This is a genomic window from Oceanicaulis sp., assembly GCF_965249665.1.
In the GTDB taxonomy this organism is placed as follows: domain Bacteria; phylum Pseudomonadota; class Alphaproteobacteria; order Caulobacterales; family Maricaulaceae; genus Oceanicaulis.
This window is the reverse complement of the sequence record NZ_OZ252247.1, coordinates 1,753,079-1,778,473: the sequence shown is the minus strand read 5'-3', so window position 1 is coordinate 1,778,473 and position 25,395 is coordinate 1,753,079. Positions and strand designations below refer to the sequence as shown.

Annotated in this window: 24 protein-coding genes, 1 tRNA gene and 1 pseudogene; 4 read left to right on the top strand and 22 right to left on the bottom strand. The window is 61.3% G+C overall.

All coding sequences use genetic code 11. From position 1 onward, the window contains the following. The first annotated feature begins 55 nt into the window (after positions 1-55). Positions 56-274, top strand: coding sequence for a hypothetical protein (locus ACP154_RS08555; RefSeq protein ID WP_133724936.1), 219 nt, complete (start codon positions 56-58; stop codon positions 272-274). Here ACP154_RS08555 and queE read toward each other — a convergent pair. Together queE and queC are read right to left on the bottom strand one after the other, a co-directional pair. Further along, the gene (queE, locus tag ACP154_RS08550; RefSeq protein ID WP_421859900.1) at positions 271-900 is read right to left on the bottom strand and encodes a 7-carboxy-7-deazaguanine synthase; all 630 of its coding nucleotides are present in this window, start codon (positions 898-900) and stop codon (positions 271-273) included. The two genes, ACP154_RS08555 and queE, sit on opposite strands and share 4 nt — an antisense overlap. Next, the gene (gene queC, locus ACP154_RS08545) at positions 897-1,619 is read right to left on the bottom strand and encodes a 7-cyano-7-deazaguanine synthase QueC (protein ID WP_421859902.1); all 723 of its coding nucleotides are present in this window, start codon (positions 1,617-1,619) and stop codon (positions 897-899) included. The genes queE and queC overlap by 4 nt, the downstream gene beginning before the upstream one ends. A gap of 48 nt (positions 1,620-1,667) precedes the next feature. Between queC and cutA the strand changes: the two genes are divergently transcribed. Both cutA and ACP154_RS08535 read left to right on the top strand, forming a co-directional pair. After that, positions 1,668-2,003 (top strand): divalent-cation tolerance protein CutA, encoded by a 336-nt coding sequence (cutA, locus tag ACP154_RS08540; RefSeq protein ID WP_107712579.1) that lies wholly within the window; start codon positions 1,668-1,670, stop codon positions 2,001-2,003. A 126-nt stretch (positions 2,004-2,129) separates the two neighbouring features. Next, positions 2,130-3,770, top strand: a complete 1,641-nt coding sequence (locus tag ACP154_RS08535) for a response regulator (RefSeq protein WP_421859904.1) — start codon at positions 2,130-2,132, stop codon at positions 3,768-3,770. A 71-nt stretch (positions 3,771-3,841) separates the two neighbouring features. Here the strand turns inward: ACP154_RS08535 and ACP154_RS08530 are convergent, their stop codons facing one another. After that, entirely contained in the window at positions 3,842-5,689 is a 1,848-nt protein-coding gene (locus ACP154_RS08530; RefSeq protein WP_421859906.1) for a sensor histidine kinase, read from the bottom strand. Between the two features lie 127 nt (positions 5,690-5,816). Between ACP154_RS08530 and ACP154_RS08525 the strand changes: the two genes are divergently transcribed. Continuing rightward, a complete protein-coding gene (locus ACP154_RS08525) occupies positions 5,817-6,386 on the top strand; it encodes a DUF3299 domain-containing protein (RefSeq protein ID WP_421859907.1) in 570 nt (189 codons plus the stop codon). Positions 6,387-6,396: 10 nt separating this feature from the next. Here ACP154_RS08525 and ACP154_RS08520 read toward each other — a convergent pair whose 3' ends face one another. From ACP154_RS08520 to ACP154_RS08430, 19 genes and pseudogenes are all read right to left on the bottom strand, one after another. Continuing rightward, positions 6,397-7,065 carry a hypothetical protein gene (locus ACP154_RS08520; protein ID WP_421859908.1) on the bottom strand — a complete coding sequence of 223 codons (669 nt, stop codon included), beginning with the start codon at positions 7,063-7,065 and terminating at the stop codon, positions 6,397-6,399. Between the two features lie 26 nt (positions 7,066-7,091). Then, positions 7,092-8,498: a peptidoglycan-binding protein gene (locus ACP154_RS08515; RefSeq protein WP_421859910.1), complete on the bottom strand. Its 1,407-nt coding sequence runs from the start codon at positions 8,496-8,498 to the stop codon at positions 7,092-7,094. After that, positions 8,495-8,974 carry a hypothetical protein gene (locus tag ACP154_RS08510; protein WP_421859912.1) on the bottom strand — a complete coding sequence of 160 codons (480 nt, stop codon included), beginning with the start codon at positions 8,972-8,974 and terminating at the stop codon, positions 8,495-8,497. Before ACP154_RS08510 ends, ACP154_RS08515 begins: the two co-directional genes overlap by 4 nt. A gap of 109 nt (positions 8,975-9,083) precedes the next feature. Beyond that, positions 9,084-12,368: an efflux RND transporter permease subunit gene (locus ACP154_RS08505; RefSeq protein WP_421859914.1), complete on the bottom strand. Its 3,285-nt coding sequence runs from the start codon at positions 12,366-12,368 to the stop codon at positions 9,084-9,086. Further along, positions 12,365-13,363: an efflux RND transporter periplasmic adaptor subunit gene (locus ACP154_RS08500; RefSeq protein ID WP_421859915.1), complete on the bottom strand. Its 999-nt coding sequence runs from the start codon at positions 13,361-13,363 to the stop codon at positions 12,365-12,367. Before ACP154_RS08500 ends, ACP154_RS08505 begins: the two co-directional genes overlap by 4 nt. A gap of 47 nt (positions 13,364-13,410) precedes the next feature. Beyond that, a complete protein-coding gene (locus ACP154_RS08495) occupies positions 13,411-13,677 on the bottom strand; it encodes a hypothetical protein (RefSeq protein WP_421859916.1) in 267 nt (88 codons plus the stop codon). Positions 13,678-13,700: 23 nt separating this feature from the next. After that, a complete protein-coding gene (locus ACP154_RS08490) occupies positions 13,701-14,114 on the bottom strand; it encodes a hypothetical protein (RefSeq protein WP_421859918.1) in 414 nt (137 codons plus the stop codon). After that, positions 14,101-14,961 (bottom strand): RHS repeat-associated core domain-containing protein, encoded by an 861-nt coding sequence (locus ACP154_RS08485; protein ID WP_424993793.1) that lies wholly within the window; start codon positions 14,959-14,961, stop codon positions 14,101-14,103. Before ACP154_RS08485 ends, ACP154_RS08490 begins: the two co-directional genes overlap by 14 nt. Before the next feature lie 47 nt (positions 14,962-15,008). Next, positions 15,009-15,614, bottom strand: coding sequence for a hypothetical protein (locus ACP154_RS08480; protein WP_421859920.1), 606 nt, complete (start codon positions 15,612-15,614; stop codon positions 15,009-15,011). Between the two features lie 543 nt (positions 15,615-16,157). After that, positions 16,158-16,652: pseudogene (locus ACP154_RS08475) on the bottom strand (RHS repeat-associated core domain-containing protein); the annotation flags it as partial. 386 nt (positions 16,653-17,038) lie between these two features. After that, positions 17,039-17,115, bottom strand: a tRNA-Met gene (locus tag ACP154_RS08470). Between the two features lie 107 nt (positions 17,116-17,222). Then, positions 17,223-19,262 carry a methyl-accepting chemotaxis protein gene (locus ACP154_RS08465; RefSeq protein ID WP_421859923.1) on the bottom strand — a complete coding sequence of 680 codons (2,040 nt, stop codon included), beginning with the start codon at positions 19,260-19,262 and terminating at the stop codon, positions 17,223-17,225. A gap of 84 nt (positions 19,263-19,346) precedes the next feature. Continuing rightward, positions 19,347-19,676, bottom strand: coding sequence for an energy transducer TonB (locus tag ACP154_RS08460; protein ID WP_107712565.1), 330 nt, complete (start codon positions 19,674-19,676; stop codon positions 19,347-19,349). 173 nt (positions 19,677-19,849) lie between these two features. Then, entirely contained in the window at positions 19,850-20,812 is a 963-nt protein-coding gene (locus ACP154_RS08455) for a cation diffusion facilitator family transporter (RefSeq protein ID WP_421859925.1), read from the bottom strand. Between the two features lie 55 nt (positions 20,813-20,867). Then, on the bottom strand, positions 20,868-22,286 hold the full coding sequence (gene lpdA / locus ACP154_RS08450) for a dihydrolipoyl dehydrogenase (protein WP_421859927.1): 1,419 nt from the start codon (positions 22,284-22,286) through the stop codon (positions 20,868-20,870). A 114-nt stretch (positions 22,287-22,400) separates the two neighbouring features. Next, on the bottom strand, positions 22,401-22,598 hold the full coding sequence (locus ACP154_RS08445; RefSeq protein ID WP_421859928.1) for a hypothetical protein: 198 nt from the start codon (positions 22,596-22,598) through the stop codon (positions 22,401-22,403). A gap of 59 nt (positions 22,599-22,657) precedes the next feature. After that, complete coding sequence (locus tag ACP154_RS08440) at positions 22,658-23,272, bottom strand: TetR/AcrR family transcriptional regulator (protein ID WP_421859930.1); 615 nt, start codon at positions 23,270-23,272, stop codon at positions 22,658-22,660. Next, a complete protein-coding gene (locus ACP154_RS08435; RefSeq protein ID WP_421859931.1) occupies positions 23,272-23,721 on the bottom strand; it encodes a DUF4442 domain-containing protein in 450 nt (149 codons plus the stop codon). The genes ACP154_RS08440 and ACP154_RS08435 overlap by 1 nt, the downstream gene beginning before the upstream one ends. A gap of 362 nt (positions 23,722-24,083) precedes the next feature. Then, positions 24,084-25,394, bottom strand: coding sequence for a dihydrolipoamide acetyltransferase family protein (locus ACP154_RS08430; RefSeq protein WP_421859933.1), 1,311 nt, complete (start codon positions 25,392-25,394; stop codon positions 24,084-24,086). Between the last annotated feature and the right edge of the window lies 1 nt (position 25,395).

The window sequence follows — 25,395 nt, the reverse complement described above, 5'->3', positions numbered from 1 at the left end:
TAGACAGAAAGCCTCGGTGGAGCGACGGGCTCCCCGTGGCTTTCTGGAGTTCGCCATGTCGCGCACCGCCCTTGTAATGTTCGCCCTCGCCACGTTGGTGCTGACGCCCGGCTGCATCGTGGTGCAAACCGCCGATCTCGCAGTCGGGGCGACGGGCGCCGTGGTGGGAACCGCCGGCAAGGTGGTGGTCGGGACGGTGGACGCCGTGACGCCTGGCAAAACCGCGCCCGAGGACAAGTTCGTCACCGAGTTGTGCGAAGAAACGCCCGCCTAGGGCACGTTGATCCATTTGTGAGTCTGCAGGCTGAGCATCCATTGGGGATGTTTCAGGCAATACTCGAACGCCGCCTGGGCGTTCTCCGCCTGATGAGGCCCGTCCATGGGCTGAAGCCGGAACTGCTTGAAATCGAGATGCTCGAACAGCTCGGGCATGGCTTCGGGCTGGGGGTAGACGAGCTTGAGCTCATCGCCTGAGATCTGCTTGAGCGGGGCGGTGGATTTGGGACTGACGCACACCCAGTCGATCCCCTGCGGCGCTTGGATCGTGCCGTTGGTCTCCACAGCAATCTTGAACCCTACGGCGTGCAGAGCGTCGATCAGAGGCGCATCGAGCTGCAAGAGCGGTTCGCCGCCGGTGCAGACCACATAAGGCTCGCCCCCGCCCGGCCACAGGCTGGCGACGGCTTCCGCCAGCGCCTCGGCGGTCTTGAACTTGCCGCCATTAATCCCGTCTACGCCGACAAAATCGGTGTCGCAGAACTGGCAGATGGCGCTGGCGCGGTCACGCTCCAGCCCGCTCCAGAGATTACAGCCCGCAAAGCGCAGGAACACGGCCGGACGCCCCGTCTGGCCGCCCTCGCCCTGAACGGTCAGGAACATTTCCTTGACGGAATAGGTCATAAGCCTGCCGCGCCCTCGCGCCATCTGCTCCAGCCCGTCTTGCGCAGCGCGCACGCCGGACAGTCACCACAGCCATAGCCCCAGTCATGACGCTGGCCTCGTTCGCCGCGATAACAGGTATGGCTGTGCTCAACGATCAGATCGACGAGCGCATCGCCGCCCAGCTCATGCGCCAATGCCCAGGTCTGGGCCTTGTCCAGATGCATGAGCGGGGTCTCAACCCATGTCGGCCGATCAAGCCCCAGCCCCAGCGCTTTCGCCTGGGTCTGGATCGTGTCCTCGCGGCAGTCGGGATAGCCAGAATAATCAGTCTGACACATGCCGCCCACCAGCACATCGACGCCGCGGCGATAGGCCAGTGCGGCGGCGACTGTGAGAAAGACCAGATTGCGCCCTGGCACGAAGGTCGAGGGCAGGCCAGCCTCGGTCATGACGATTTCCATGTCCGCCGTCAGCGCGCTCTCCGCGAGCGCGCCATAGCCTGACAAATCCACAAGCCGGTCCTCGCCCAGTCGGTCGCTCCACGCGGGGAACGCCCGAAGCATCTCTGCGCGAACCGACAGGCGCGCACTCAGCTCCACATCATGACGCTGGCCATAGTCAAAGCCGATGGTCTCCACCCGCTCATACCGGCTGAGCGCCCAAGCGAGACATGTGGCGGAATCCTGGCCGCCGGAGAACAGCACGAGAGCCGCGTTTGAAGAAGAGCGAGTATCCATGTAGCCAGTATATCTTGCGTATCAGCCGCGCCTGCAAGGAGCTCGACCATGACTGACGCCGCTGAGGGCGTTCTCGTCCTTTACACCACCTGGCCAGACATAGAGAGCGTGGAGCACGCCGCAACCCGGCTGCTCGACGCCCGGTTGATCGCTTGCGCCAATATTCTGGGCGAGAGCCGGTCGATCTATCGCTGGGAGGGCGAGGTTCAGAGCGAGCGCGAAATCATCGCCCTGTTCAAGACGTCCGAAGCCGCAGCCGGGCGCGCGCGCGACGCCCTCCTCGCGCTTCACCCCTATGACGAACCGTGCGTGCTGGCGCTGGAAAGCCGATCTGAATTCAGCGCCCCCGGCTTCACCGGCTGGGTGCACAGCCAGACGGTATAACCGCAGGTTTAATAACGCGACTTTTCAATGAAGCTTCCGTGAAACACGCGCGCTATTAAGCCCGCGGCAAGAGCCAGCATGTGTTTGTTCCCGCGACATTAGCCGCTATCCCTACGGAGCGTCCGCATGAGCCGCACGGTTCAAAGTCTGTTGCAACACGCCCCTGTGCTCAATCCCGGCGTTACCGGGTCGCATGTGTATGACCTGTTCTCCGAAGACCGCGATCTTCTGGTCTGCGCCGTGGTTGAAGACGACAAACCGATCGGGCTGGTCGCGCGCAACGCCTTCTTCCTGCGCATGGCCGACACCCATGGCCGCGCCCTCTTCGCCAAGCGGTCTGTGACCTATGTCATGGACAAGGACCCGCTCGTGGTGGAGAGCAATCACCTCCTCTCCCAGCTCAGCCGGCATATCGTCACCGACCGGATCTCGGCGCTGTTTGACGGCTTCATCATTACCGAGAAGGGCCGCTATGCGGGGGTTGGCACCGGCGTCGGCCTGATGCGGATGATCCAGTCCGAGAGCGAGGAGCGCAATCGCAAGCTGGTCGCACTGGCTGAGCAACTGGGCGAAGCGCGCCTTGAGGCGATGTCCGCCAACGCGATCAAGTCTGAATTTGTGGCCACGATGAGCCATGAAATCCGAACGCCGCTCAGCGGTATGATGGGCATGACCCAGCTTTTGCAAGAAACCGGTCTGACTGAAGAGCAAGGCAAGCTGGCGCAGAGCATCCAAAGCGCAGGAGATGTCATGCTTCACCTGCTCAATGACGTGCTGGATCTCTCCAAGATCGAAGCGGGCAAGATGGAGCTCCAATCTGTCACCTTCACCCTGGATGAGCTCTCCGAAAGCGCAGCAGAGCTCTGGCGCGGTCGCGCCCAGGGCAAGGGCCTCGGTTTCACAGTTCGCACCGAAGGCGCCTCCGCCACGCCTCTGCTGGGTGATCTCAGGCGCCTCAAACAAATCTTGTTCAACCTCATCAGCAACGCCATCAAATTCACTAATGAGGGCGCAGCTGAGGTCTGTCTGTCACTGACGCCCCTGACGCCGACGCGGGTCATTCTGCGCGGCGAAGTGACCGATACAGGGTGCGGCGTGCCCCAAAGCGCGAGGGACACGCTGTTCACCTCGTTCATGCAGGCCGAACCGAAAACCCCACAGGCCGTGAACGGCTCTGGGCTGGGACTGGCGATCTGCAAGCAGTTGATCGAGATGATGGACGGCATGATCGCCTGCGATAACGAGGTGCAGACAGGCGCGCGCTTCTGGTTCGAGCTGCCGTTGAAGATCGCCCAAACCCAGAGCGACCCGCGTGCAACCCTGGAATTCGCCCCGTCTGCACCTGCGCACGCCGTCTCCCCGAAGATCCTTCTGGTGGAGGACGACGCGGTGAACCGGGCCGTCATTGAAGGGTCTCTGAAGCTGCGTCAGTGGCGCTGCGGGGTCTGCGAGAGCGGAACAGACGCGCTGGAGCGTCTTCAGAGCGAAGCCTTTGACCTGATCTTGATGGATGTGCGCATGCCGGGCCTGAGCGGGTTGGAAACAACGCGCCGCATCCGACAGATGAACACCTCGGCCCGCTCAACCCCCATTCTCGCCCTGACCGCCAATGCGCTTCGGGAAGAACGGGCTGAGTGTCTGCGCGCGGGCATGGATGGCTACGTCTCCAAGCCCATCCAGCGCGAGGCCTTCTTCGCGGAAATGGACCGCTTGCTCACGCCAGACTGCAGGTTGCACGGTTTAAAGCGCCCCAGAGGCGCCGCCTGACCCCTCAGAACAGAAAAAAGCCGACGTCACCGCCGGCTTTTTTATGGGATACGCTTGGGAGGATAAAACGATCAGGCGATTCGGTAGAGCTGGGCGTTCGCAATCGGATCATTGGCGAGAGCTTGCTTCAGCCCCTCCATCAAAACCTCGGCTGTCACCGGTGATCGCACCAGGGTTTCCATCGCATTCACCCGAAGCGGCGTATCCAGGCCTTCCACAAGGCGCAAGACGGGCGTCATCGCTGCAGTCGACGGCAAGGCGCGCACATCCGCCGCCGCGTCCTCGGGCTCAGCATCACTGAGTTCATGTCCCAGGACGACCGCGTCGTAAGCCGAAGCCCCGAGCGCGTCCGTGAGTTCCGCGGAATTGCTGGAACAGGTGACCACGCAATTGAACGATTTGAGATAGCCCAGCAGCACAGAGCGGAGCGCCGGCTCGCTTTCTCCGACCAGAATGCGCAAGCGACGGCTTGAGACCGACATTTGCTCGCCATCGGCAAACCGGTCCGCTTTCGCAGAATGACGCAGCTTCACCTCGAACCAGAACACAGATCCGGTCTCGGTCTCGGCCGGTGCGTAACCGACATCCCCATGCATCATTTCAGCCAGTTTGCGCACCAGATGCAGCCCCAGCCCGGTGCCAGCCTGTTTGATGTTATCGTCGATCGAGTCGCGCCCCATGGCGTTGAACAGTTGATCGCGCGAACTCTCAGGCACGCCTGAGCCTGTGTCATGGATCTCGACCCGCAGCGAAGAGCACGCATTGCCGGTTTCGTCCGCACTCAGCCGGATCGTGACGCCACCAGTTTCGGTGAAGCGGATCGCATTGCCGGTCAGAATTCTGCACATATGCATGAGACGGCTGCCATCAGCCCGCAAGGTACGCTCGACATCGCCCGCCAGCTCGATGTTCAGGTCAATATTCTTGGCTAAGGCGTGCGGCTTGTGCTCGCGGCGCAAGCGGTCAGCGAGGTCGCTGGGTGTCAGATCCTCGACCACCAGCTCCATTCGGCCTGCATCAATGCGCGACACTTCGAGGACCGTATTGATCAGGCCTTCAAGGGTTCCACCGCTTTCAAGAAGCCCGGACACCATCAACGCCTGTTCGTCAGTCAGCGAGGACTTGCTCAGCAATTGCGCCATGCCGAGCACGCCATTGAGCGGCGACCGCAATTCATGACCCATATTGGCGAGCATGACGGAGCTGGCGCGCGCTGTTTCTTCAGCTTTCCGAGCCGCCTGGTCATTATGTTCGGCGAGGCGCGCCAGAGCAGCGGCCTGTTCAAGGGTCTTCTTGTTGGCGCTTTCCAGCGCCACGGTGGCGCCCACCGCTTCCTTCAAGGTCTCGGCATAGGTCTTGGCCAGCATGGTGATCCCGGACAGGAAACCGAGCAGCATCAGAGCGCCGAAACCGCCAATCACAGGATCAACCTCGATTAACGAGACCGCCCACAAGCCAAGCGCAGGACCGGCGTAAGACAGAATGACCCGGCGTTCGCCTGCAGAGGTCAGCACCGCGCCAGCGGCCATGCCGGCGATCACGAGGCCGACGATCTGGGTCACCAGAGCCGGAGCCGCATTAGACAGGATGAGCGGCGTCGCGCCCCACGCCACCCCTACAACGGCGGATAGGGCGATGTAGAGGTACATTTCGGTGTCATTGGGCGCACGTTCCGCCTTGCGAGCGCGCAACATGGCGCTAAAGCGCAAGAGCGGACCAACGCTGAGCACGGCCAGCCAGGTCCACAAAGCGACCGGAGCCACATAGGGATAGATAATGGCCGTGAGCAGCAGGGCGTTGACAATGTTCAGGGGAACAGCGCGGAGCGCACCTTTGGACACGAGTTCGTACTGCGCGTGTCTGGCGCGATGCGCAATGTCGTGTATTTGAATGTCGTCCGCCGGGTTAAATTGACCCATCAAGCCACCTCCAGGACCGCTTTTCGCGGCTCTTCGGTAGGTTTATGACAGGAAGTTCTTAAAACTGCGTGCATTTCTCTCTAGCTGTTATTGAGATGTCCGCACCCTGAACTGGAGCTTTGGTGTTATGTTGCGCATATCCGCTCTGAGCCTGCTCGTCCTGCTCGCACTGACAGCGTGTGGAGCCGAACCGACTCAGAGCAGCGAGAGCCTTTCCGGGCTGGTGGCGGTCGACCCTGACGCTGAAGCCGAGCTGCTGGTCTGGCGCGACCTCATGCCCGATGCAGACCTGGAAGCGCTTGAGGCGCTTGTTGAAGGGCGCGCGGATCCTTCCTTGATGAGTCAGCTGGGGGAGCAAAGCACGATCGAAGGGCAGATCGGCACCTTCAATATTGTCGAAGACCTCGATGGGCTGGTGGTGCGGATGCCGGGCTATATTCTGCCGCTCGATTTTGCCGAAAACGGATCAGCCCAAGAGTTCTTGCTGCTGCCCTATCATGGCGCCTGCGTGCATGTCCCGCCGCCGCCGCCCAACCAGATCGTCTATCTGCGCGCGCCGGAGCCGGTGCGGTTTAACAGCTTGTGGGAGCCGGTCTGGGTAGAGGGCCGCATGGAAATCGAACGCGTCGACACAGAACTCGCCGCCACCGCCTATTCCATGGTGGTGCGTTCAGTCGAACCCTACCAGGTGCGCTAGACCGAGTGGCTTAACGCTGGTGATCGCAGGCGTCAGTCGTGAACAGATCCGCGATGACGCCCTCGCAATCGCGATCCCGGCGCGGTCGAGCATGGCGACGGTCATAGCGATCGCGGCCATACGCATGATGATGGCGCGCCGGCGCCGCGATATCGGCGCGGATTTCCGCCAGAGATAACGACACGTCCGTAAAGCGATCCTGGGCCCGCTCCCACGAATTGAGTGAGGCCACGCAATCGCGTTCCTCGTAATCGCGTTGGTGCATGCACGCCGAGTAGGCGCGGCAAGAGCCGGCTGCAAACCGGTAGGCGGCGTCCAGGTCCAGCTCGAAAGCCCGCAGCATTTCCGTACGCTCGGTTTGCGGGCCTGAGGGCGGCTGATCCACGCGAAGCGTGCCTTCGCGGTCCTCCCAGCGCTCGTTCACATCCCCGCCCGACGCATAGCCGGTGATCAGAAGCGCGCGTGCCGACTCGATGCGCTCGTCACGTTGAGCCCGCAAGGAGTCCACTTCACAAACCTGCAGGGCGGTGTCGATCGCAATGGCGTCAGCTGTCGCGGCGACCGGCTCGCTAATGGGCGGATAATAGGGGTCCACAGGCGGAACATAGCCAGGCTCGGTCTTGCAGCCTGCGAGCGCGGCGGTGCTGATCAGCACGCTGAGTAAGATTGAATTGCGCATCAGTCCTGTCCTCTTGGTCTCGCCGGTCATCGGCTCGCGTTGGCGTCCAGGCATCCGGCATGCGCCGGCGGGACTCGGGCGCGCATGGCGTTGCGCAGAATCTCCATCGCCCGGGCTCCCCGGCCCGGCTCGGAGGCGGCTTCTTCTTCGATCTCTTCGCGAATCCGGGCCCATCGCACATGCGCGTTGGGCGCACGGGTCAATTCGGGCGTCGAGCGGAAGCGCCGCGCCAGGCCATGACCCAACTCCGCTGCGTCACGCAGATACGCGTCGGCGCGTTCGGGATTTTCCACGATGGCGCACAAACGATATGAGCCGAACACTGCGCCCGTACCGTAAATGACCGCCAGGTTGAAATTGGCGTCGGGATCGCCGCGCACCGCCGCCATCTCAAGCCATTCCAGCGCAAGATCGGTGTTCTGGACGACGCCAAGCCCGACGGCGTGCATAATCCCCAGCACGTTCTGGACGCTGGGATCACGGGCAGTCTGGGCGGCGTGACACATCAGCTGGGCGGTCTGACGCGGCGTCAGCGAAGCGGTTTCATCATAGCCAAGCTCGCGCTGGAACGCGCGGACGGCCCGGCGGGTTTCCGCTCCATAGGTTCCGTCGATTGAGCCGTTGTAATAGCCCAGCGCGGACAAGGCCGCCTGCCGCAAATTGAGCCCGATCACGTCCGCCAGACGGCTTTCTGGATCGCGGGCGATGCGCGCCAGGCTGTCCTGGGTCACCGGACAATCAACCAGATGCGCCTGGAGCCGGCGTTGCGCCAGGATCGAAGATTGCGCGCCGAACGGACGGCCCCAGGCGACCGACCGGTTCCAGAAGCGCATGGCCGCTTCACGCGATTCAGGCATGAGCGGACGTCCGCCCGCCTGTTCGCACCCAAAGTCTATGAGGGAGGAAAAACTGTCCCCGCAATCGAGCTCCAGCGTGGTCAGCTCCGCATCGCCGCGCAACAACCAATATCGCGCCGCCTCGCTGTAAACACGCGCGGCGACAGGCCGGGGCACGCACTCCGCGGCGCCGTCCACGCACACCAGGGTCGCGTTGGTCTCGCCGGTTCCCGGATCCGTTGTCTCAAGATGAAACGTCCAGGGTTCGGACGGAAACGCGTCGCGCTGGCGCGGAAACCATCTGCGGTTCGGGTTCAGCCAGTTGCTTGGTCCTTGATAGGTCGGCGGCTGATAGCCCGGAGCACGACCGCCGCGAGGCGTCCAGCGCCCTTGCTGACGAGACGCCTCCGAGAGGGTGCGCGGTTGCCAGTCATCCACACTGGGGGAGCGCGTCACCTGGATGTCTTCATCCTCGGGTTCGGACTGAAAATTGAAGATCGACTGACGCGCCGAACTGTCGGCGGCGAAAAAAGCCGCCGTCGCGCCCGCGAGCGCCAGCGCCAAAGCCAGGGTCACAAGAATGGAGTACCGGTTCATGAGCCCTCACCCCATCCGCTCTGGGTCGCACCGAAGGGACGCTCTTGCGATTGCGGGGCATAGGCGGGGTCTGTATCCAGCCCGTTTTCATAATAGTCATACCGGGGCGGCTCGCAGACCGGCACGCCGCAAATGTCAGACGCGTCGATGCAGACGCGAGCATCGCGCCCGGTCAGCGTATTTTGCGCCAACCGACCGTCGAAATAGCGCCGACGATAGGCGTCACGCTCCAGCTCGCGCACATAGCTTTGATAACCGTAGCGCGAGAGCTGAACGCTCAGCACGCCTGAAAAACACCGGCAATTATTGTCGCCATACGTGTCGATACAGGCGGCGTAGATCGGCTCGCTGTCATCGCCGCCACGCATGATTTCACTCATGCGCCAGCCGCCGAAAATCAGCAATCCGATCAAGATCAGGCCCGCCAAGGCCCAGACCCATCCCAGTCCGTATGAGAATTGATCGCGTTCGTGCATGTGCGCCTGTCCCGCCTCGTCCAAGCGTTTACCCCCTGTTAAGGTTAACGTACGCTTAGGACGTCTGCCCGGCAACTAGAACGGATCAAGTTTCGGTGAGTTCCCTTTTTTATTCCTCGGCGTGCGCTTTTCCCACATCAGTGCGGTAGGGCGTGTCGGGATCCTTGAAGACCACATAGACTGCAGGAATGACCAGCAGGGTCAGAAGTGTCGAGGACAACAGGCCGAACAGAAGCGAAATCGCGAGCCCCTGAAAGATCGGATCAAACAAGATCACCGAGGCGCCGAGCATCGCCGCCAGGGCGGTCAGAAGGATCGGTTTGAAGCGGATTGCGCCCGCCCGCAGAACGGTCTCGCGCAAGGTCTCGTCCGGCTGGGCTTCATGACGGATGAAGTCCACCAGAAGGATCGAGTTGCGCACGATGATGCCCGCCAGCGCGATAAATCCGATCATGGATGTGGCCGAGAACGGCGCGCCGAAAAGCGCATGCCCGATCAGGATGCCGATCAGGGTCAGCGGCACGGGCGTGAGGATGACCAAAGGCGCCCGGAACGACCCGAACTGGGCCACCACCAACACGTAGATCCCCGCCAGCGCCACCATGAAGGCCGCGCCCATATCGCGGAAGGTCACATAGGTGATCTCCCACTCGCCATCCCACAGCAAGGTTGGCGCGTCGTCGCTGAGCGGTTGGCCGAACAGCCGAATCTCCGGACGCGGCAGGTCGTCCGGCCAGCTCTCGCCCTCAATCAATTCAGCGACCGCGCCCATGCCGTAGATCGGCGCTTCATAGCGGCCCGCCAGCTCCCCCATCACCATGTCGGCGAAGCGGCCATTGCGGCGATAGATGACCGGCGAGCCTTCCACTTCGCGCACGCTGACCACATCACCGAGCTCGACCACAGTGCGGTCGCCCGGCAAGAGATTGGCGGGCACAGGTGTCGAGAGCAGGCGCTCGGCCCAGATCCGCTCGGACCGGGGCAGGTCAATCGTGATCTCCAGCGGATTGCGGCCATCACCCTGCTGGGCGTAGCCCACCGCGCGGCCATCCAGCAGGATGCGCAGGGTGTCAAACACATCGCCCTGCTCCACGCCGTAAAATTCGAGATTGTCCTGATCAAGCACGATCTGAAGGCGCGGGCGCGGCTGACCGAAGCTGTCATCCACATCCACGATGAAATCGACCTCATCAAAGATGCGGCGCACTTCAGACGCCACCGCGCGTCGGGTCTCGCCATCAGGCCCGTAAATCTCAGCCAGCAAAGTCGACAGAACCGGCGGTCCCGGCGGGGTTTCGGCCAGTTTGATCACCGTGCCCTCAGGCGTGGGTATTGCGCTCAACAGCTCACGCGCTTCCAGCGCAATGTCATGGCTCTGGCGGGTGCGGTGATGGCGTGAGGCGAGATTGACCTGAAGATCGCCCTGCTCGGGATTGGTGCGGAAGAAGTAATGGCGCACAAGGCCATTGAAGTTGAACGGCGCAGACGCGCCCGCATAGGCCTGAATGGAGATCACTTCCTCGACGCCGGACAAGACCTCCGCCGCGTCAAACAAGACCCGTTCGGTGTCTTCCAGGCTCGCGCCCTCTGGCAAGTCCACGATCACCTGAAACTCTGACTTGTTGTCGAACGGCAAGAGCTTGACCGTGACGATCCCCATGGGAATCACCAGCATGACGGCGAGCGTCATAACCCCCGCGCCAATCAGGAACGCCCAGGCGCGGGCGCGGCTCTTCACCACCCAGCCGGCGATGGCGCGATATCCCCGGCCCAGCCGGGTCTCGGTGTCTTCAGCGCCATGGGCGTGTTCGCCCGCATTTGAGGCGATTTTCACCATCAGCCAGGGCGTGATGATCATCGCCACGAAGAACGAAAAGATCATCGCCGCAGACGCGTTGATCGGGATCGGCGCCATATAAGGCCCCATCAACCCGGACACGAAGAGCATGGGCAGGAGCGCCGCCACCACCGTCAGGGTCGCAACGATGGTGGGATTGCCCACTTCGGCCACGGCTTCGACAGCGGCCTTGATCGGCGGGCGGCCATCCTTCATCGCCCAATGGCGCGCGATGTTTTCGATCACCACAATGGCGTCATCCACCAGAATGCCGATGGAGAAGATCAGCGCGAACAGGCTGACCCGATTGATGGTGAAGCCCAGCGTGTTGGAGGCGAATAGCGTGAGCAGGATGGTGGTGGGAATGACCACCAGCACCACGATGGACTCCCGCCAGCCCACCATCAGCGCGATCAGCACCACGATGGAGATCGTTGCGAGCCCCAGATGGAAGAACAGCTCATTGGCTTTTTCCGCCGCGGTCTCCCCGTAGTTTCTGGTGACCTCAACGCGTACGCCCTCAGGGATCAGCGTGCCGCGCAGGGTCTCGACGGTGTCCAGCACCTGCTCGGCCACCACTACGGCGTTCGCGCCGGGGCGTTTCGCCAAGGCCAAAGTCACCGCCGGGCTGCGGACCCAGTCGCCGGTCGCGCCATGCGCTGCTTCGGCGTGGGCGTCTTCAGCATGGGCGTCGCCCTCGCGGGTCAAAGACCAGACGCGGTGATCAGAGGGCTCGGCCCCGATCACCACATCCGCCACATCGCGAACATAGACGGGGCGTCCGTCACGCGTTGTCAGCAATAAAAGACCGATAGAAGCGGGATCGCGCAGGGTTTCGCCGACCAGCGTTTGCGCCATCGCGCCGTTCTGAAACACCGGGCGCACCGGAAAGGCGGAATTGGCGGCTCCGATCTTTCCCGCCAGCTGCTGCAAGGTGACGCCATAGAGCGCCAGCCGTTCCGGGTCAGGCTCGATGCGCACCTGATCCGCGCGTCCGCCGACGATGAAGCTCAAGCCGGAGCCGTCCACAGACGTCAGCCGCGATTGCAGCTCTTCAGCTAGCGTCAACAAGGACGCATCCGTCCAGCGTTCGCCAAGGCCCGGTTCAGGACTGAGCGTCAGGGTCAGGATCGGCACGTCGTTGATGCCGCGCGCAATAATCAACGGTTCCGGCACGCCCAGGGGCAGCTGGTCGTAATGGCCGCGGATTTCCTCATGCACGCGCAGGACGGCGATATCCTCGGCCACGCCCACCTTGAAGCGGGCGGTGACCAGAACCTGATCATCCATGGTGTTGGAATAGGTGTGCTCCACCTCGGAAATGCCCGAGATGATCGCTTCGAGCGGTTCGGTGATCAGCTCCACCGCGTCCGGCGCCGCCAGACCGTCCGCGCGCACCATGATGTCGATCATGGGCACCGAGATTTGCGGCTCTTCCTCACGCGGGATGGTCAGAAGCGCGATCAGGCCCAGGCCAAGCGCGGCCAGCAGCAAGAGCGGGGTGAGCGGCGAGCGGATAAACCCGTTCGCCAGATGTCCAGACAGGCCCAGCTTCATGGCTGCACCAGCAGGTCGCCGGGCTGCAAACCGGAGAGGATCTCAACGCGGGCCTCGCCCTCTGGGCCCTCTTGCAGGCCGCCGCGCTGGACCACCACGTCACGGGCGTGGCCCGCCTCATCCAGCACGCTGACATAATCAAGGCCATAGCGGGTCTCGATCAGATCAATTGGAATGACGATGCCGCGTCGGGCGTCGGTGTTGACCTGAACGCGCACACGCTCGCCCACAAAGAAATCGCCAAGGCCTTCAACCACCGCGTCCGCCGTCACCCGGCCCGCCTCGATGCGCGGATAGACCTGACGGATCGTGCCGGTCGCGGCGAGGCCGTCCTCGGTCAACGCGCCGCCCTCCAGCTGGACCGGGTCGCCTTCGCGGACAAAGCGGGCATGACGTTCGGGCAGAGAGAGCCGCAGCACATAAAGATCGGTGGCGATCTCGGCGATCTGCTCGCCCGGCATCACCACGCTGCCCGCCGTCACCGGCGCAGACAAGACCACGCCGGTGGCTGGGGCCAGCACATCGCCTTCGCGGGAGCGCTGCACCGTCACCGCGCGCTGCTGGCGCGCGGCGCTGACCTGATTTTCAAAGACCTCGACCTGGGTGCGCGCCGCTTCCAGCCGCGCTTCAGCCACAAGGCCGCGCTCATACAGACGCTGATCGCGCGCCAGATCGGCGCGGGCCTGTTCAAGCTGGGCGGAGACCGCCGCCAATTGCGCATTCAAGGACCCGATTTGCGGAGCGAGCTGGGAATCCACGACCACGGCCAGCACCTCACCGGCCTCGACCCGGTCGCCCTCATCCACGCGTAATTCTCCGATGGTGCCCGACAGGCGCGCGCGCGCTATGGTGACGTCCACGCTCTGCACCGTGGCGAAAACCGCCTTCTGATCGGTGATTTCGGTCTCGGAGACCTCAAAAGGCGCCTCTTGCGCCCAGCTCGCAGCCGGGGTCAGACCCAGCGCAAGACACCCCAATACCAGTCCGCGGATCATCCAGTCTCTCCCTGCGCGCGCGAGCGGAGACTCTCCCGTCGCACTTATCACTTATCAAAATAGATAAGTGTGAGAGACTTGTCACCGCCCCGCGCTGCTCTGCCGCACCTGGGGGGAGGCTGGAGGCTGCGCGCGCCATCCGACGTCAGATTGCCCGCTGTCCATTCCGGGGTCAGCGTGCGCGCAACGGCGCCCGTCTCGGTGATGTCGATGATCTGGTTGAGCGCGTTATGGTCATAGATCGAGGTCTGGTCGGTATGGCCCGAAAAGGCGAAGCTGCCGCCGGTATCCGTCCGCTCGGTGATACTTTGCAAGTCAAAGTCAAAATTAAATTGATTCAACCCCACGCTGGATCATCATATTCACCATCACAGTACATTTCATCAGGGTCATAATTATTTTGACCAGCAATTCTTGCGAATATATACCCAAATACAGTGCGAGTATCAGAGTCATATGATTCACGTGGCGAAAACCTAATCATTACCTGATTATTAATAAATCTGTCTAAGCAAGAATCAGATATCACAATTATATTATTATCCTCATCCCCTAGTATAAGCGTATCACCTTCACTAGAGCGGAGCTGGCCAATTACACCTATGGCTGATTTTTGTTCTGGATAAACTTCTTCCAAAAAACCATCTACGCTAAATATTCCCATCGATTCACGGGCACATGCTATAATACCGACATAGCAACAGAAGGCGACCAATACAATTGGTAGTTTTTTTACATTAATGGCAAGCATCAGTTGTTCCTCCGCGAGCAACTAATTCATATGATCTCCCATCAGAAACATACAAGTCGGCACTATAAGTTAAGGTTTTTTGAGTCCAACCATCCCTCCTAACAGAAACTGTCACTGTATTATTGCGTGAATTAACAACATTAGCAACTCGTTCTGTTGTGAATGGCACAATTCCACCATCCGGAAAATGCCAGCCCGTGCCGTACTGCCCACTTTGAAGACTATATCCAGCATAGTTGTGGATAAAATAGTTACCATTTAAGCGGTTTCTAAAAACGGATGCACCTATAAGGCGATCACCAATATTCATATCTCTCCTATAAGACTCCATTCTAGCCCCTGCCTCCAATAGAGCTTGCTCAAAATCACTGGCTTCATTTGGTAATGGAGTTACTTGTTGGCAAAGATCATCCTCCCGTTCGCTATCACCCCCCTGACTTTTCGGCTGTCTGTAGACGCCTCCACTTCCACCAAAATTCCAACCACTTCCCCAGCCCCCGCTTTCAAAGCGACGGCCTATAACGACGACTCTATCTTCCGCCTCGCAGCCGCCGCTACTGTCAGGCCGAGTCCCTGAAGGACATTTCTGATTGGGTACGTTGACAGGGTTTCCAAACAACCCCCACGGATCCGTCGCATTCACCGGATCCCCGCCCACATAGGCGTAGAGATTGATGCCGCCGCTATGACCGATCGGGTCGGATTGCATGAAGACGCCCAGCTCGGCGTGATAGGCGCGGGCCTTGTAGTGATAGAGCCCGGCTTCGGCGAGCCAGATCTGGCCGGTATAGCCAAACCGGCCCTGGTTGGAGTTCCCCGGACGACCATATTCGTCATAGGTGTTGATCTGGATGATCGCGCCCGCCTCATCCGCATGGGCGTAACTTCGGAGGATCAGACAAAGGCGCCGGGGGCGCGTTTGGCCCGGAGAAGGCCGCGTTCATCGGCCAAGAGCCAGCGGCGACCCTCGAGCGCGCCCAAGCTGTCATAATCATAGCGCACCAGCGGGGCGTCCATGCCAGGACCATGCACATAGCGGCGCATCACAGTGCCCGACCCGTCATATTCAGCGATCATCGCGGCGCCGCCATACTGGAACCGGGTCACCAGACCGCCCGTCACATCAAGCTCCGCCAGGCGCCCCAGAGGATCGTAGCCGAGATCCACATCCGACTGACCGCCGCCGGTGACGCTGCTGAGCCGATTAAACGGGTCATAGCCATAGTCTCGCTCGCCATCCGACGTCAGATTGCCCGCCGTCCATTGCGGGGTCAGCGTGCGCGCAACGGCGCCCGTCTCGGTGATGTCGATGATCTGATTGAGCGCGTTATGATCATAGATTGAGGTCTGGTCGGTATGGCCCGCAAAGGCGAAGCTGCCGCCGGTACCGGTCCGCTCGGTGATCTGACCTGCAGGGTTGTACTCAAAGTCCAGCGTTCGGATCTCGGACGGGGTCGAGCCCGCAAGCTCATCTAGGCGTGATGCGGCGTCGTAATACATGCCGGTCCGCACGCCATTGCCGCGCAGGATGGAGTCAAGTCGCTCCCTAAGGGAAAGTCACTCTCTCCGTAGAACATAATTATTTAGACCTATCACTTCCCCAAACGAATTTGAAATTCAACCATGCCGGAAAAAATATTATGAAAGCAAGTATTATATATAGATACCAAAAATTTACAAAAAACCAATCTAAAAATAGAACCATCCCCCCAAAACCTGAATTCAATACCGTATCAAAAAATCTCAATAAGTATATAATTGCTGGAAACGCAGATAATATAACCACATAAAATATGAAAAATCTCATGACCACCTCTATTCGCAACTATTAAATGTAGTCTCTGAGCCCCCCATAGAGCCTCCCGCACCTGAGCCTACTCCGAGCCTGTAAACGTTATATAGCATACCATTTTCAAGAGACCCGCCAGCAAAGAAAGCGCCTTCGTAGACTGATGACTGGCCTGACATTTCCACACCCCGAACACCATCTGCATATCCGAGAGCCAAGCGAACGTCATATCCTTGCCCACCAATACCAAGCTCCTACCCTGTGAACGTACAGTAGCTTCCGTCACCTGATACCCAGGCGCCAACATTGCCACCAGCACCCAGTCCCAATACACCGGCAGCACTAGCGTCAATAAGCAATGTGAAGTCCTGTGCGCTCAAACCTGAATCTAGTCTCTGGCTCGCCAGCTCACCAACAAGGCCCTCTAATTGTTGCGCGGCTTCATAAATGGCTACACAGACAGGATCAGATTTCAGTCCCTCTTCATTATTTGCAAAACCACCTCGCTCCCACCAAGGAGCGCCCGCATCACTCCATGGGTCTCTATTGTAATTAGGATTGAAAAAACTCCAGAATGTCCGCAATCGCTCTTTAGATGGCTCTACTTGTACTGTGCAAGCTGGAGGGTCTTGAGTGTCGTCGCACTGCCAAGATAGTCCCCAAGGGTCCACCCTGTTCACCGGATCCCCGCCCACATAGGCGTAGAGATTGACGCCCCCGCTATGACCGATCGGGTCGGATTGCATGAAGACGCCGAGCTCGACGTTCCCGGATCAAGTCCGGGACAGGGGCCGACGCGGGCCTTGTAGTCTTCGAAGCCGGTCCCGAAGGGATGATTTGATCCGGTGGATCAAATCAAGGCGCAGAAGGCCACGGCAGTGGCATGAGCCCCGCTTCGGCGAGCCAGATCTGGCCCGTATAGCCGAACCGGCCCTGGTTGGAGTTCCCCGGACGGCCATATTCGTCATAAGTGTTGATCTGGATGATCGCGCCCGCCTCATCCGCATGAGCGTAACTTCGGAGGATCAGACAAAGGCGCCGGGGGGCGCGTTTGGCCCGGAGAAGGCCGCGTTCATCGGCCAAGAGCCAGTGGCGACCCTCGAGCGGGCATACGTCGTTGTCAAAGGAGAAGGGGTGGTGGCGGGGGGGAGACTTGAACTCCCGACCTCACGATTATGAGTCGTGCGCTCTAACCAGCTGAGCTACCCAGCCAAACCGTGTGTTCGCAACGGGGTCGGCTGCGAACCGGAGGGAGGCGTATAGCCGCGCGCGGGCCGCCTTGCAAGGGGTCCGCGCTGATGCGGCGTGATAGAAGTCAGTTAGGCCGCGCGGACCGAGGACAGGAACTCGCCAACCGCTTTGCGCAGGCCGGTGGATTCTTCGGTCAGGGCGTGGCTGGCGGCGTTCACCTGGGCGGCGCACTGGCCGGTTTCAGAGGCGGCGGCGTCCACATGACCGATGGATTCAGACACTTCACGCGTCCCCGAGGCGGCCTCGTGGGCGGCGCGTGTGATTTCAGACGCTGCAGCGCGCTGTTCTTCCATGGCGGCGGCGATGGCGGCGGAGATATTGTTCATCTCGGAGATGACTTCGCCGATATTCTCGATGGAGCTCACGGTCTTGCCCGTGGCGTTCTGAATGCCGGAGATCTGGTCAGAGATCGACGAGGTCGCCTTGGCGGTCTGCTCAGCGAGGGTTTTGACTTCGCTGGCCACGACCGCAAAGCCCTTGCCGGCTTCGCCCGCGCGGGCCGCCTCGATGGTGGCGTTCAGCGCCAGCAGGTTCGTCTGCTCGGCGATGTCGTTGATCAGGTTGACGATATCACCGATGCGCGCGGCGGCTTCATCGAGCTGGGCCACATCCGTATTGGTCGCCTGCACGCGGTTGGCGGCGTCCTGGGCGATCTCGGTGGAGCGCGAGATTTGCTGGGCGATTTCGGCGATCGAGCCGGTCATCTCTTCAGCGGCGGCGGCCACGGTGTCCACATTCTCAGCGGCGCGGCTGCCCGACGAGTTCACGCGCGCCGTGGTTTCGCCGGCACTGCGTGAGGAATGGTCAAGCGCGGTCGCGGCGCTTTCCATTTCCTCGGCGGCGGTGCCGACCGCATCCAGGGCGCGGCGCGAGACATCGTCGAACTGGGCCACCAGCTCTTCGATTTTCTTGGCGCGGGCTTCACGAGCGATCCGCTCGGCTTCGCTTTCCTGCTCCAGGCGCTGACGCTCGACGGCGTTCTGACGGAAGACAGCGACGGCCTTGGCCATCTGGCCGATCTCATCCTTGTCATTGTCTTCGATTTCCTGACCCAGATCGCCCTTGGCGAGGGTCGCCATGGCGCGGGCGATGCGGGTCAGACGATCCAGCAGATTGCGCGAGACATAGAAGTACCCCACAGCGCCGCCGACGGCGACGGAGAGGATGGCGAACACCCACATCAGCGCGGAACCGAACGCCATGGCGTTCAGACCGGCATTGCTGGCGGCGTCTTGCTCATTCAGCGCGCCTTCGCGGGTCGCGGTCACCAGCTCTGCAAGCGCGGCGTCCATGATGCGCGCGTCTTCAACGAGCATTTCAGTCTCGTCGATCATTTCAAGCTCGGTCTCACGCAAGCTGAACATGCCTTGCGGACCTTCGGCATAGGCCAGAAGCGTATCGACGGCGCTGCGCAGTTCAGCGGTCGCCACATCGCCCAGAATGGCCATGTTGATGCTGAGATCGTCAGCGGCGATGTAGAAATCATCCTGAATGCTGGCGACTTCACCGGGGCTGCTCGCTGTGCTCAGCTCGGCGAACCGCGCAGCGGCCAGATTGACCGACATGGACGAACGCAGAAGCGTTTCGATGACGCCCTCATCGCTGGTTTCATCCAGCGCGCCTTCGAGCATTTCAGACACGGCCGCGCGTTGACGCAGCACGTCGCGCATGGCGCGTTCGCGTGCGGCGCTGGCTTCCAGCTTGGCGCCGACCGGACCGGAAGCGGCCTCAACGGAGGCTTTCACACTATCAAGCGCTTCGCTCAAGGCATTGGCGTTTTCTGTGCTCAGACCTGCCTGGCGCAGAGAGTCGATCGCGGCGCTCGCGTCCTGGGTCAGGGCGTCGAGGCGCGAGGCGGACACTTGTTGGTCGATGGTGTCGCGCGAGCGTGAGAACGCCGCCAACTCGCCGGTCAGCGCGCTGGAGGCGGCTTCCAGCCTTTGGGCGGCGGCGGCGCGGGGCGCGGATTCTTCAACGATGGCGTCAAGCGCATTCTTGGAGCTGGAGAAGGCAAACAGGCCCGCAGCGCTGGTCGCCAGAGTAATAACGATCACTGCAGCGAAAGCGGCAAGCAGGCGTGTCTGAACGGAGTGGATCGAGATCGCCATCTATAAGCCCCAATTAAGGTTAATTCATTCAAACGCACAAAAACGGCGCAGCCATTGTTTGACTGCGCCGCCTTTACAAAAGGTTTAGTCGCCGAAGTTGAAGTCGAAACGGCGCTCAACACCTTCAGCGCCCGGGCCGGTCGCGTACTGCCAGCTTTCAAGAGCGCGCATCACGGAGCGCTCGAACACACCCGCAGGGCTCGCTTCGACCACTTCCACATCAGCGACAGCGCCATCAGCGGAAACGTTGTAGCGCACGACCACATGGCCTTCGATCTCGCGGCGCTGAGCAGCGCGCGGAAACTCAGGCGCTTCGGCCTGAACCAGTTCCGGCTCCTGGAACGCATAAGCGGGGGCTGCGCCCAGACCAGCGATCAGAGACACGGCAGCGAAAACACCAGCAAACTTTTTCATAGTCACACCCAAACCTAGCAAAGGGGTCCTCGTTTTGAGGCCCGTTGTCTTCCCAAAACGTCGTCGTCTGAGCGTGTTGTCCGCTCTTCCGACAATCGACAGGTGTGATTTGTGACAGAAAGGGCTGAATCTTCGTTTAAAGGGTATGACTAATAATCGGTAAAATTGCGCGCCTAAGTCGTCTGGTCTGCGCAAGCCCCCGTCTCGACTTCAATGGTGGCGTGGGTGAGTTTGTACCTCTCCGCCAGGCGGGCCTTAAGTCTGCGCACGATCTGGGCGACATCCGCCTCCGGTTCTATTCGCGCGTGAAGTGTGGCCATGGGCCGGTCCGGGGTCAGCGACCAGACATGAACATGATGGATATCAAGCACGCCCGGGGTCGACGCCATCAAATCCTCTCGCAGCACTTCAGGATCGATATGATCCGGCGCCGCTTCCAGAAGCACCCGTCCGGCGTCGCGCACAAGGCGCCAGGCCGACACGCCGATCAGCCCCGCGATCAACAGAGACAACAGCGGGTCAATCGGCGTCCAGCCAGTCCACCAGATCACGCCCGCCGCAATGATCGCTGCGACCGAACCCAAAAGATCGCCCATCACATGGGCCAGGGCGCCGCGTATATTGAGATTGTTGGTATCGGCGCCATGCAGGACCGCAAAGGCGGCGATATTGACCAGCAGCCCCAGCACCGCAATCACCGCCATGCCGGTCGCCTGAACCTCGTTGGGGTTAAACAGGCGCATCACCGCTTCACAAGCGATCCAGACCACTAAAATGGACAGCGTCACCCCGTTGGCGAACGCCGCCAGGATCTGAATCCGGTCATACCCATAGGAGCGCTTGGAGGTGGCCGGCCTGCGCGACAGCCGAAACGCGCCCCAGGCAAGGAGCAGCGCGGCGAAGTCCGTCAGCATGTGCGCCGCGTCCGCCAACAACGCCAGAGACCCGGTCAGAAGACCGCCGATGACCTCGGCGAGCATGAAGCTCCCGGTCAGCGCGGCGGCGATCAGAGTCCGCGTCTCATTGCGGCTATCCACGGGATGCGCGTGGCCATGACCATGGCCATGGTCATGGTGGCCGCCATGGTCGTGGGCGTGATCGTGGTCGTGACGGTGTGGGGCGTGCTCTTTGGTCATCACCTTCCCCTACCCGCATTGGCGGGCGGGGAAAAGCGATGACATAACGTTTCTATCAGGCCGAAATGTGGATGGGATGGCCCAGTGCGGTCAGCACGCCTTCGGCAAAGCCCTCGGTCAGGGTCGGGTGCACGTGGATCGTGCCCGCCACATCTTCCAAAGTCGCGCCCATTTCCAGAGCCAATGCGAACTCGCCTGACAGTTCGGAGACGTGTTTGCCCACCGCATGAATGCCCAGGATCACATGATCGCTCTCACGCGCGGTGACGCGCACAAAGCCGCCATCCGCGCCACCTTCCATGGTCAGCGCCCGGCCGGAAGCCGCCAGCGGGAATTTGCCGGTGATGACGGTTTCCCCTTTGGCCTTGGCTTCATCCGGCGTCAGGCCCACGCCCACGAGTTCGGGTTCGGTGAAGCACACCGCCGCAACAGAGACCGGATCATAGGCGCGCTTGTGGCCGGCGATAATCTCGGCGACCAGCTCGCCCTGTTTGGTGGCCTTGTGCGCCAGAAGCGGTTCGCCCACCAGATCACCAATGGCGTAGACGCCGCGCATGGCGGTGCGGCACTGATGATCGATCTTCACGAACGGGCCGTCCATGTCGACGCCCATGTTTTCAAGCCCCCAGCCTTCGGTGACCGGCTTGCGGCCGACGGCGACCAGGATCTTGTCCGCTTCGATACGCTGGGTCTGGCCCTTGGCGTCTTCAAACTCTAGGAAGGTCTGACCGCCCTCCTCCACCGCGCCCTTGGCCTTGCAGCCGGTATGCAGCGCGACCTTGTTCTTCTTCAGCCACATCTGGACCGGGCGGATCAGCTCCTTGTCATAGCTCGGGAGGATGGAGTCGAGCGCTTCAACGACCGCGACCTCCGACCCCATTTTACGGAAGGCGATCCCCAGCTCGAGGCCAATATAGCCGCCGCCGACGACCACCAGCTTTTCAGGACGCTCGGTCAGCTCCAGCGCCTCGGTCGAGCCGATGACATTGCCGCCAAATGGCATGAAGGGCAGCTCGGTCTCTTTCGACCCCGTGGCGAGGATCACGTGCTCCGCCGTGATCTCAACGGTTTCGCCGTTCTCCATCTCGACCACGCAGGTCTTGGCGTTCTGAAAAGTCGCCCAGCCCGCGATCGTCTCGACCTTCGCCGCCTTCAGAAGCTGGCCCACGCCCTTGGTGAGTTTGGAGACGATGCCGTCCTTCCACGCCGTGACGCCCGCCATGTCGAGGGTCGGATCGGCAATCTTCAGACCCATCTCGTCTTTCTGGGCGTGATGGACCATCTCCTCATACTTGGAGCTGGCATGGATGAAGGCTTTGGACGGGATGCAGCCGCGGTTCAGGCAGGTGCCGCCCAGTCCGTGCTTGTCCACGATAATGGTGTCCAGCCCCAGCTGACCCGCACGAATGGCGGCAGGGTAGCCGCCAGGGCCGCCGCCAACCACGAGAACCTGACATGTTTTAGACTGGGCCATGAGCAAAACTCCTGCGGGTCCGGTATCGATTGGCGTGATGTTTAGACGCTCGGCGCACAACAAAAAAGGGGCAGGCTGAAACCTGCCCCTTTAGTTCGTAAAGGTCCGTACAGATTAGGTCTTCTCGACATTGACGTTTGTGTCGTCCGCCCAGCGTTTGGTCAGGCTGGCGCCGCTGGCCACGGCGATGCCGAGCAGGATCATGTCAGCGATCACGATCCAGGTCGCTGGAACGCCAAGCTGAACCAGCGCCCAGGTCAGACCGCCGATCGCGAGCAGTGCGCCAATCAGGAAAATGCCGAACGTTTTCATCTCATCACCCTTTGTCTGTGCTGGATGAAGAACGCGAGGCGCAAGATGAAAGTTCCCGATCAGGGCGTGGCCTCGCCTAGCCGCAACAACTGCCCCTCCAGCACGCCGCGCACCTGTTCAATGACGAAAGCTTTCAGATCGTCCGGACTGCGCGGCATCAAAGAGGCCGTGCTGGCCAGCGTCACAAGCCCATAAGCCGCCGACAACCCGGCGAAGGCCAGATCGCGCGCATCAGCCTCCCGCTCCCCGGCCTCGGCTTCAAGCGCCAGTCGCGACCAGACCATAAGCTGCTCAAGCTCGGCCTTCACAGCCTCGCCCAGCGCGGTGTGCGCATCCATGGCCGCCCGTGATCGCGTCAGCATCAACGCGTGAAGGTGCGGACGGTCGAGCGCGAAGCGGACAAAGACCTCAAACGCCGTCTGAAGCGGGGTTGATACGCCTTCACAGGCTGAGAGCTGATCGCCGAGCAGCTGGCGATAGCCCTCGGCGGAGACTTCGGCCAGCACAGCCTCCCGGTCCGGGTAATGGCGGTAGAGCGCGCGGTGATCGACGCCCACCGCCTTGGCCAGCGCGCGCATGGTCAGGGCGTCAGCGCCCTTCGCCTCGATCAGCGCGAGCGCTTCGCCGATGGCCGTCTGCCGCACCTCGCCATGATGGTAGTTTCGCCCGGCCATCAGCCCGTTTTCTTGACGTGCCAGTTCACCACCATTTCGGAAACCGTGACGCCCTCGGCGTCCGTGATGGCGACCTTGATGTCAAACACCACCTTGCCGACGTCTGCGAGTTCCTTGCGGATCGCCTCGGCGTCCGAATTGGCGGTCGCGGTCGCCGTCAGATCGGTCTTGCCGGTCTTGAGATATTTGATGCTGGCGTCCGCCGCCACGGGCCGCGCCGACATCAACAGGTCGCCCAGGACGCCGCCCAGCGCTGCACCCGACGCCGCCTCACCCAGGGTGAACATGGCGCCGGCATGCATGGTCTGAATGTGGTTCTCGACCTCCGGACGCTTTTTAAGTCGCGCCACGCCTCGCTCGGGCGAGACTTCCACCAGCTCGACCCCGGTCACCGTGGCGAACGGGACCGACTTGTCCATATGATCGCGGATCATCTCATAGATCGACATCAAACCCTCCTAATGTCACCAGTGGTGACATTAGGAGGCGGGGGCTTGGGTGGCAAGGGGGGATTGATGGATATTGAGGCGGCGACGCTTCCAATGGGTCCCCGGGTCAAGCCCGAGGACCGAGACTTCATAGCTCAACCCACTCGGCCTTCGGACTTGATCCGGAGGCCCATGCGGCATTTGCCATAGAACACATCGTCATCCCGGCCTTGAGCCGGGATCTGGTGACAGCGTCTCTGTGATCAGAACAGAGTGATTTCGCCAGATCCCGGATCGCTTCGCGTCCGGGATGACAGCCATTTGATGGCTTGCAAAAAAGCCCGGCGCGAGGGCCGGGCTTTGAGCGTGTCTGACAGGGTGACCTAGTCCATGAATAGCGTCGCGGGGTTTTCGAGATAGCCCTTCATCTCCTGCACCAAAAGGGCGGCTTCATAGCCATCCACGATACGGTGATCGAAGCTCGAGGACAGGTTCATGATCTTCTTGGGCACGACGCGGCCTTCGCGGTCATAGCGCGGCAGGGTCTGCATCTTGTTCACGCCGATAATGGCAGTCTCGGGATGGTTGATCACCGGGGTGGTAACGATGCCGCCAATCGCGCCCAGAGAGGTGATGGTGATGGTCGAGCCCGTCAGCTCGTCTTTGGTGCAGTTGCCGGCCTTGGCTGCATCGCCGAGGCGCTTCACCTCGGCGGCGACCTCCCAGATATCGAGACTCTCGGCATGCTTGATCACCGGCACCATCAGCCCATTGGGCGTGGCCGCGGCGATGCCGCAGTGGATGCCGTCATGCTGGGTGAGCAGAGAGCCGTCGGTATCGAAATGGGCGTTCGCCTGCGGGAATTTCGGCAGGGATTTCACGAGCGCCATGACCAGGAAGGGAATGATGGTCAGCTTGGTCTGATCGTCTGACTTCTTAGCGTTCATGTGCGCGCGCAGGTCTTCGAGCGCAGTCAGATCGATCTCGTCCACATAGGTGATGTGGGGAATGGTGCGCTTGGCGTGCGCCATGTTCTCGGCGATCTTGCGGCGCAGGCCGATCACCTTGATGTCTTCCTTGCCGGTGCGCGGCGCTCTTGAAGACCCCGCCCCGCCCGCTTTCGAAACAAGACGACCGCCTGCAGCGATGAAATCATCAAGATCGGTATGGGTGATGCGTCCCGCAGGTCCGCTTCCGGGCACATGCGCCAGATCAATATCCGCCTCCAGCGCGCGTTGACGCACAGCGGGGCTCGCTAGCGGGCGTTCGCCATTGGAGCGCGCCGGGGCCGCGGTTTTCGCCGGAGCGGCAGCCGCCGGTTTCGGCGCGGGCTCGGGTTCGGGTTTCGGTTCCGCCTTGGGTTCGGCTTTAGGGGCCTCGGCCTTCGGGGCCTCCTTGGGCGCGTCCTGGGTTTCAGGCTCAGCCGTGTTCTCGACATCGTCGGGGACTTCGCCGTCCACATTGATGACCAGGATTTCAGTGCCCACAGCGATAACTTCGCCAGGCTCGCCGACGATGGATTTCACCACGCCGTTCACCGCGCAGGGAATCTCCACGGTCGCCTTGTCCGTCATCACATCGAGGATGTGCTGGTCCTCGGTGACTTTGTCGCCGACCTTGATGTGCCATTCGACGATTTCCGCCTCGACGACGCCTTCGCCCACATCGGGGAGCTTGTACTTGTATTCGCTCATG

Coding starts and splice junctions, on each gene's coding strand:
- queC (WP_421859902.1), bottom strand. CDS start 1,619: ATGGATACTCGCTCTTCTTCAAACGCGGCTCTCGTGCTGTTCTCCGGC.
- cutA (WP_107712579.1), top strand. CDS start 1,668: ATGACTGACGCCGCTGAGGGCGTTCTCGTCCTTTACACCACCTGGCCA.
- queE (WP_421859900.1), bottom strand. CDS start 900: ATGACCTATTCCGTCAAGGAAATGTTCCTGACCGTTCAGGGCGAGGGC.
- ACP154_RS08555 (WP_133724936.1), top strand. CDS start 56: ATGTCGCGCACCGCCCTTGTAATGTTCGCCCTCGCCACGTTGGTGCTG.
- lpdA (WP_421859927.1), bottom strand. CDS start 22,286: ATGGCCCAGTCTAAAACATGTCAGGTTCTCGTGGTTGGCGGCGGCCCT.
- ACP154_RS08480 (WP_421859920.1), bottom strand. CDS start 15,614: ATGTATTACGACGCCGCATCACGCCTAGATGAGCTTGCGGGCTCGACC.
- ACP154_RS08510 (WP_421859912.1), bottom strand. CDS start 8,974: ATGCACGAACGCGATCAATTCTCATACGGACTGGGATGGGTCTGGGCC.
- ACP154_RS08455 (WP_421859925.1), bottom strand. CDS start 20,812: ATGACCAAAGAGCACGCCCCACACCGTCACGACCACGATCACGCCCAC.
- ACP154_RS08505 (WP_421859914.1), bottom strand. CDS start 12,368: ATGAAGCTGGGCCTGTCTGGACATCTGGCGAACGGGTTTATCCGCTCG.
- ACP154_RS08500 (WP_421859915.1), bottom strand. CDS start 13,363: ATGATCCGCGGACTGGTATTGGGGTGTCTTGCGCTGGGTCTGACCCCG.
- ACP154_RS08515 (WP_421859910.1), bottom strand. CDS start 8,498: ATGAACCGGTACTCCATTCTTGTGACCCTGGCTTTGGCGCTGGCGCTC.
- ACP154_RS08535 (WP_421859904.1), top strand. CDS start 2,130: ATGAGCCGCACGGTTCAAAGTCTGTTGCAACACGCCCCTGTGCTCAAT.
- ACP154_RS08460 (WP_107712565.1), bottom strand. CDS start 19,676: ATGAAAAAGTTTGCTGGTGTTTTCGCTGCCGTGTCTCTGATCGCTGGT.
- ACP154_RS08430 (WP_421859933.1), bottom strand. CDS start 25,394: ATGAGCGAATACAAGTACAAGCTCCCCGATGTGGGCGAAGGCGTCGTC.
- ACP154_RS08465 (WP_421859923.1), bottom strand. CDS start 19,262: ATGGCGATCTCGATCCACTCCGTTCAGACACGCCTGCTTGCCGCTTTC.
- ACP154_RS08490 (WP_421859918.1), bottom strand. CDS start 14,114: ATGCTTGCCATTAATGTAAAAAAACTACCAATTGTATTGGTCGCCTTC.
- ACP154_RS08525 (WP_421859907.1), top strand. CDS start 5,817: ATGTTGCGCATATCCGCTCTGAGCCTGCTCGTCCTGCTCGCACTGACA.
- ACP154_RS08530 (WP_421859906.1), bottom strand. CDS start 5,689: ATGGGTCAATTTAACCCGGCGGACGACATTCAAATACACGACATTGCG.
- ACP154_RS08520 (WP_421859908.1), bottom strand. CDS start 7,065: ATGCGCAATTCAATCTTACTCAGCGTGCTGATCAGCACCGCCGCGCTC.
- ACP154_RS08435 (WP_421859931.1), bottom strand. CDS start 23,721: ATGTCGATCTATGAGATGATCCGCGATCATATGGACAAGTCGGTCCCG.
- ACP154_RS08440 (WP_421859930.1), bottom strand. CDS start 23,272: ATGGCCGGGCGAAACTACCATCATGGCGAGGTGCGGCAGACGGCCATC.
- ACP154_RS08445 (WP_421859928.1), bottom strand. CDS start 22,598: ATGAAAACGTTCGGCATTTTCCTGATTGGCGCACTGCTCGCGATCGGC.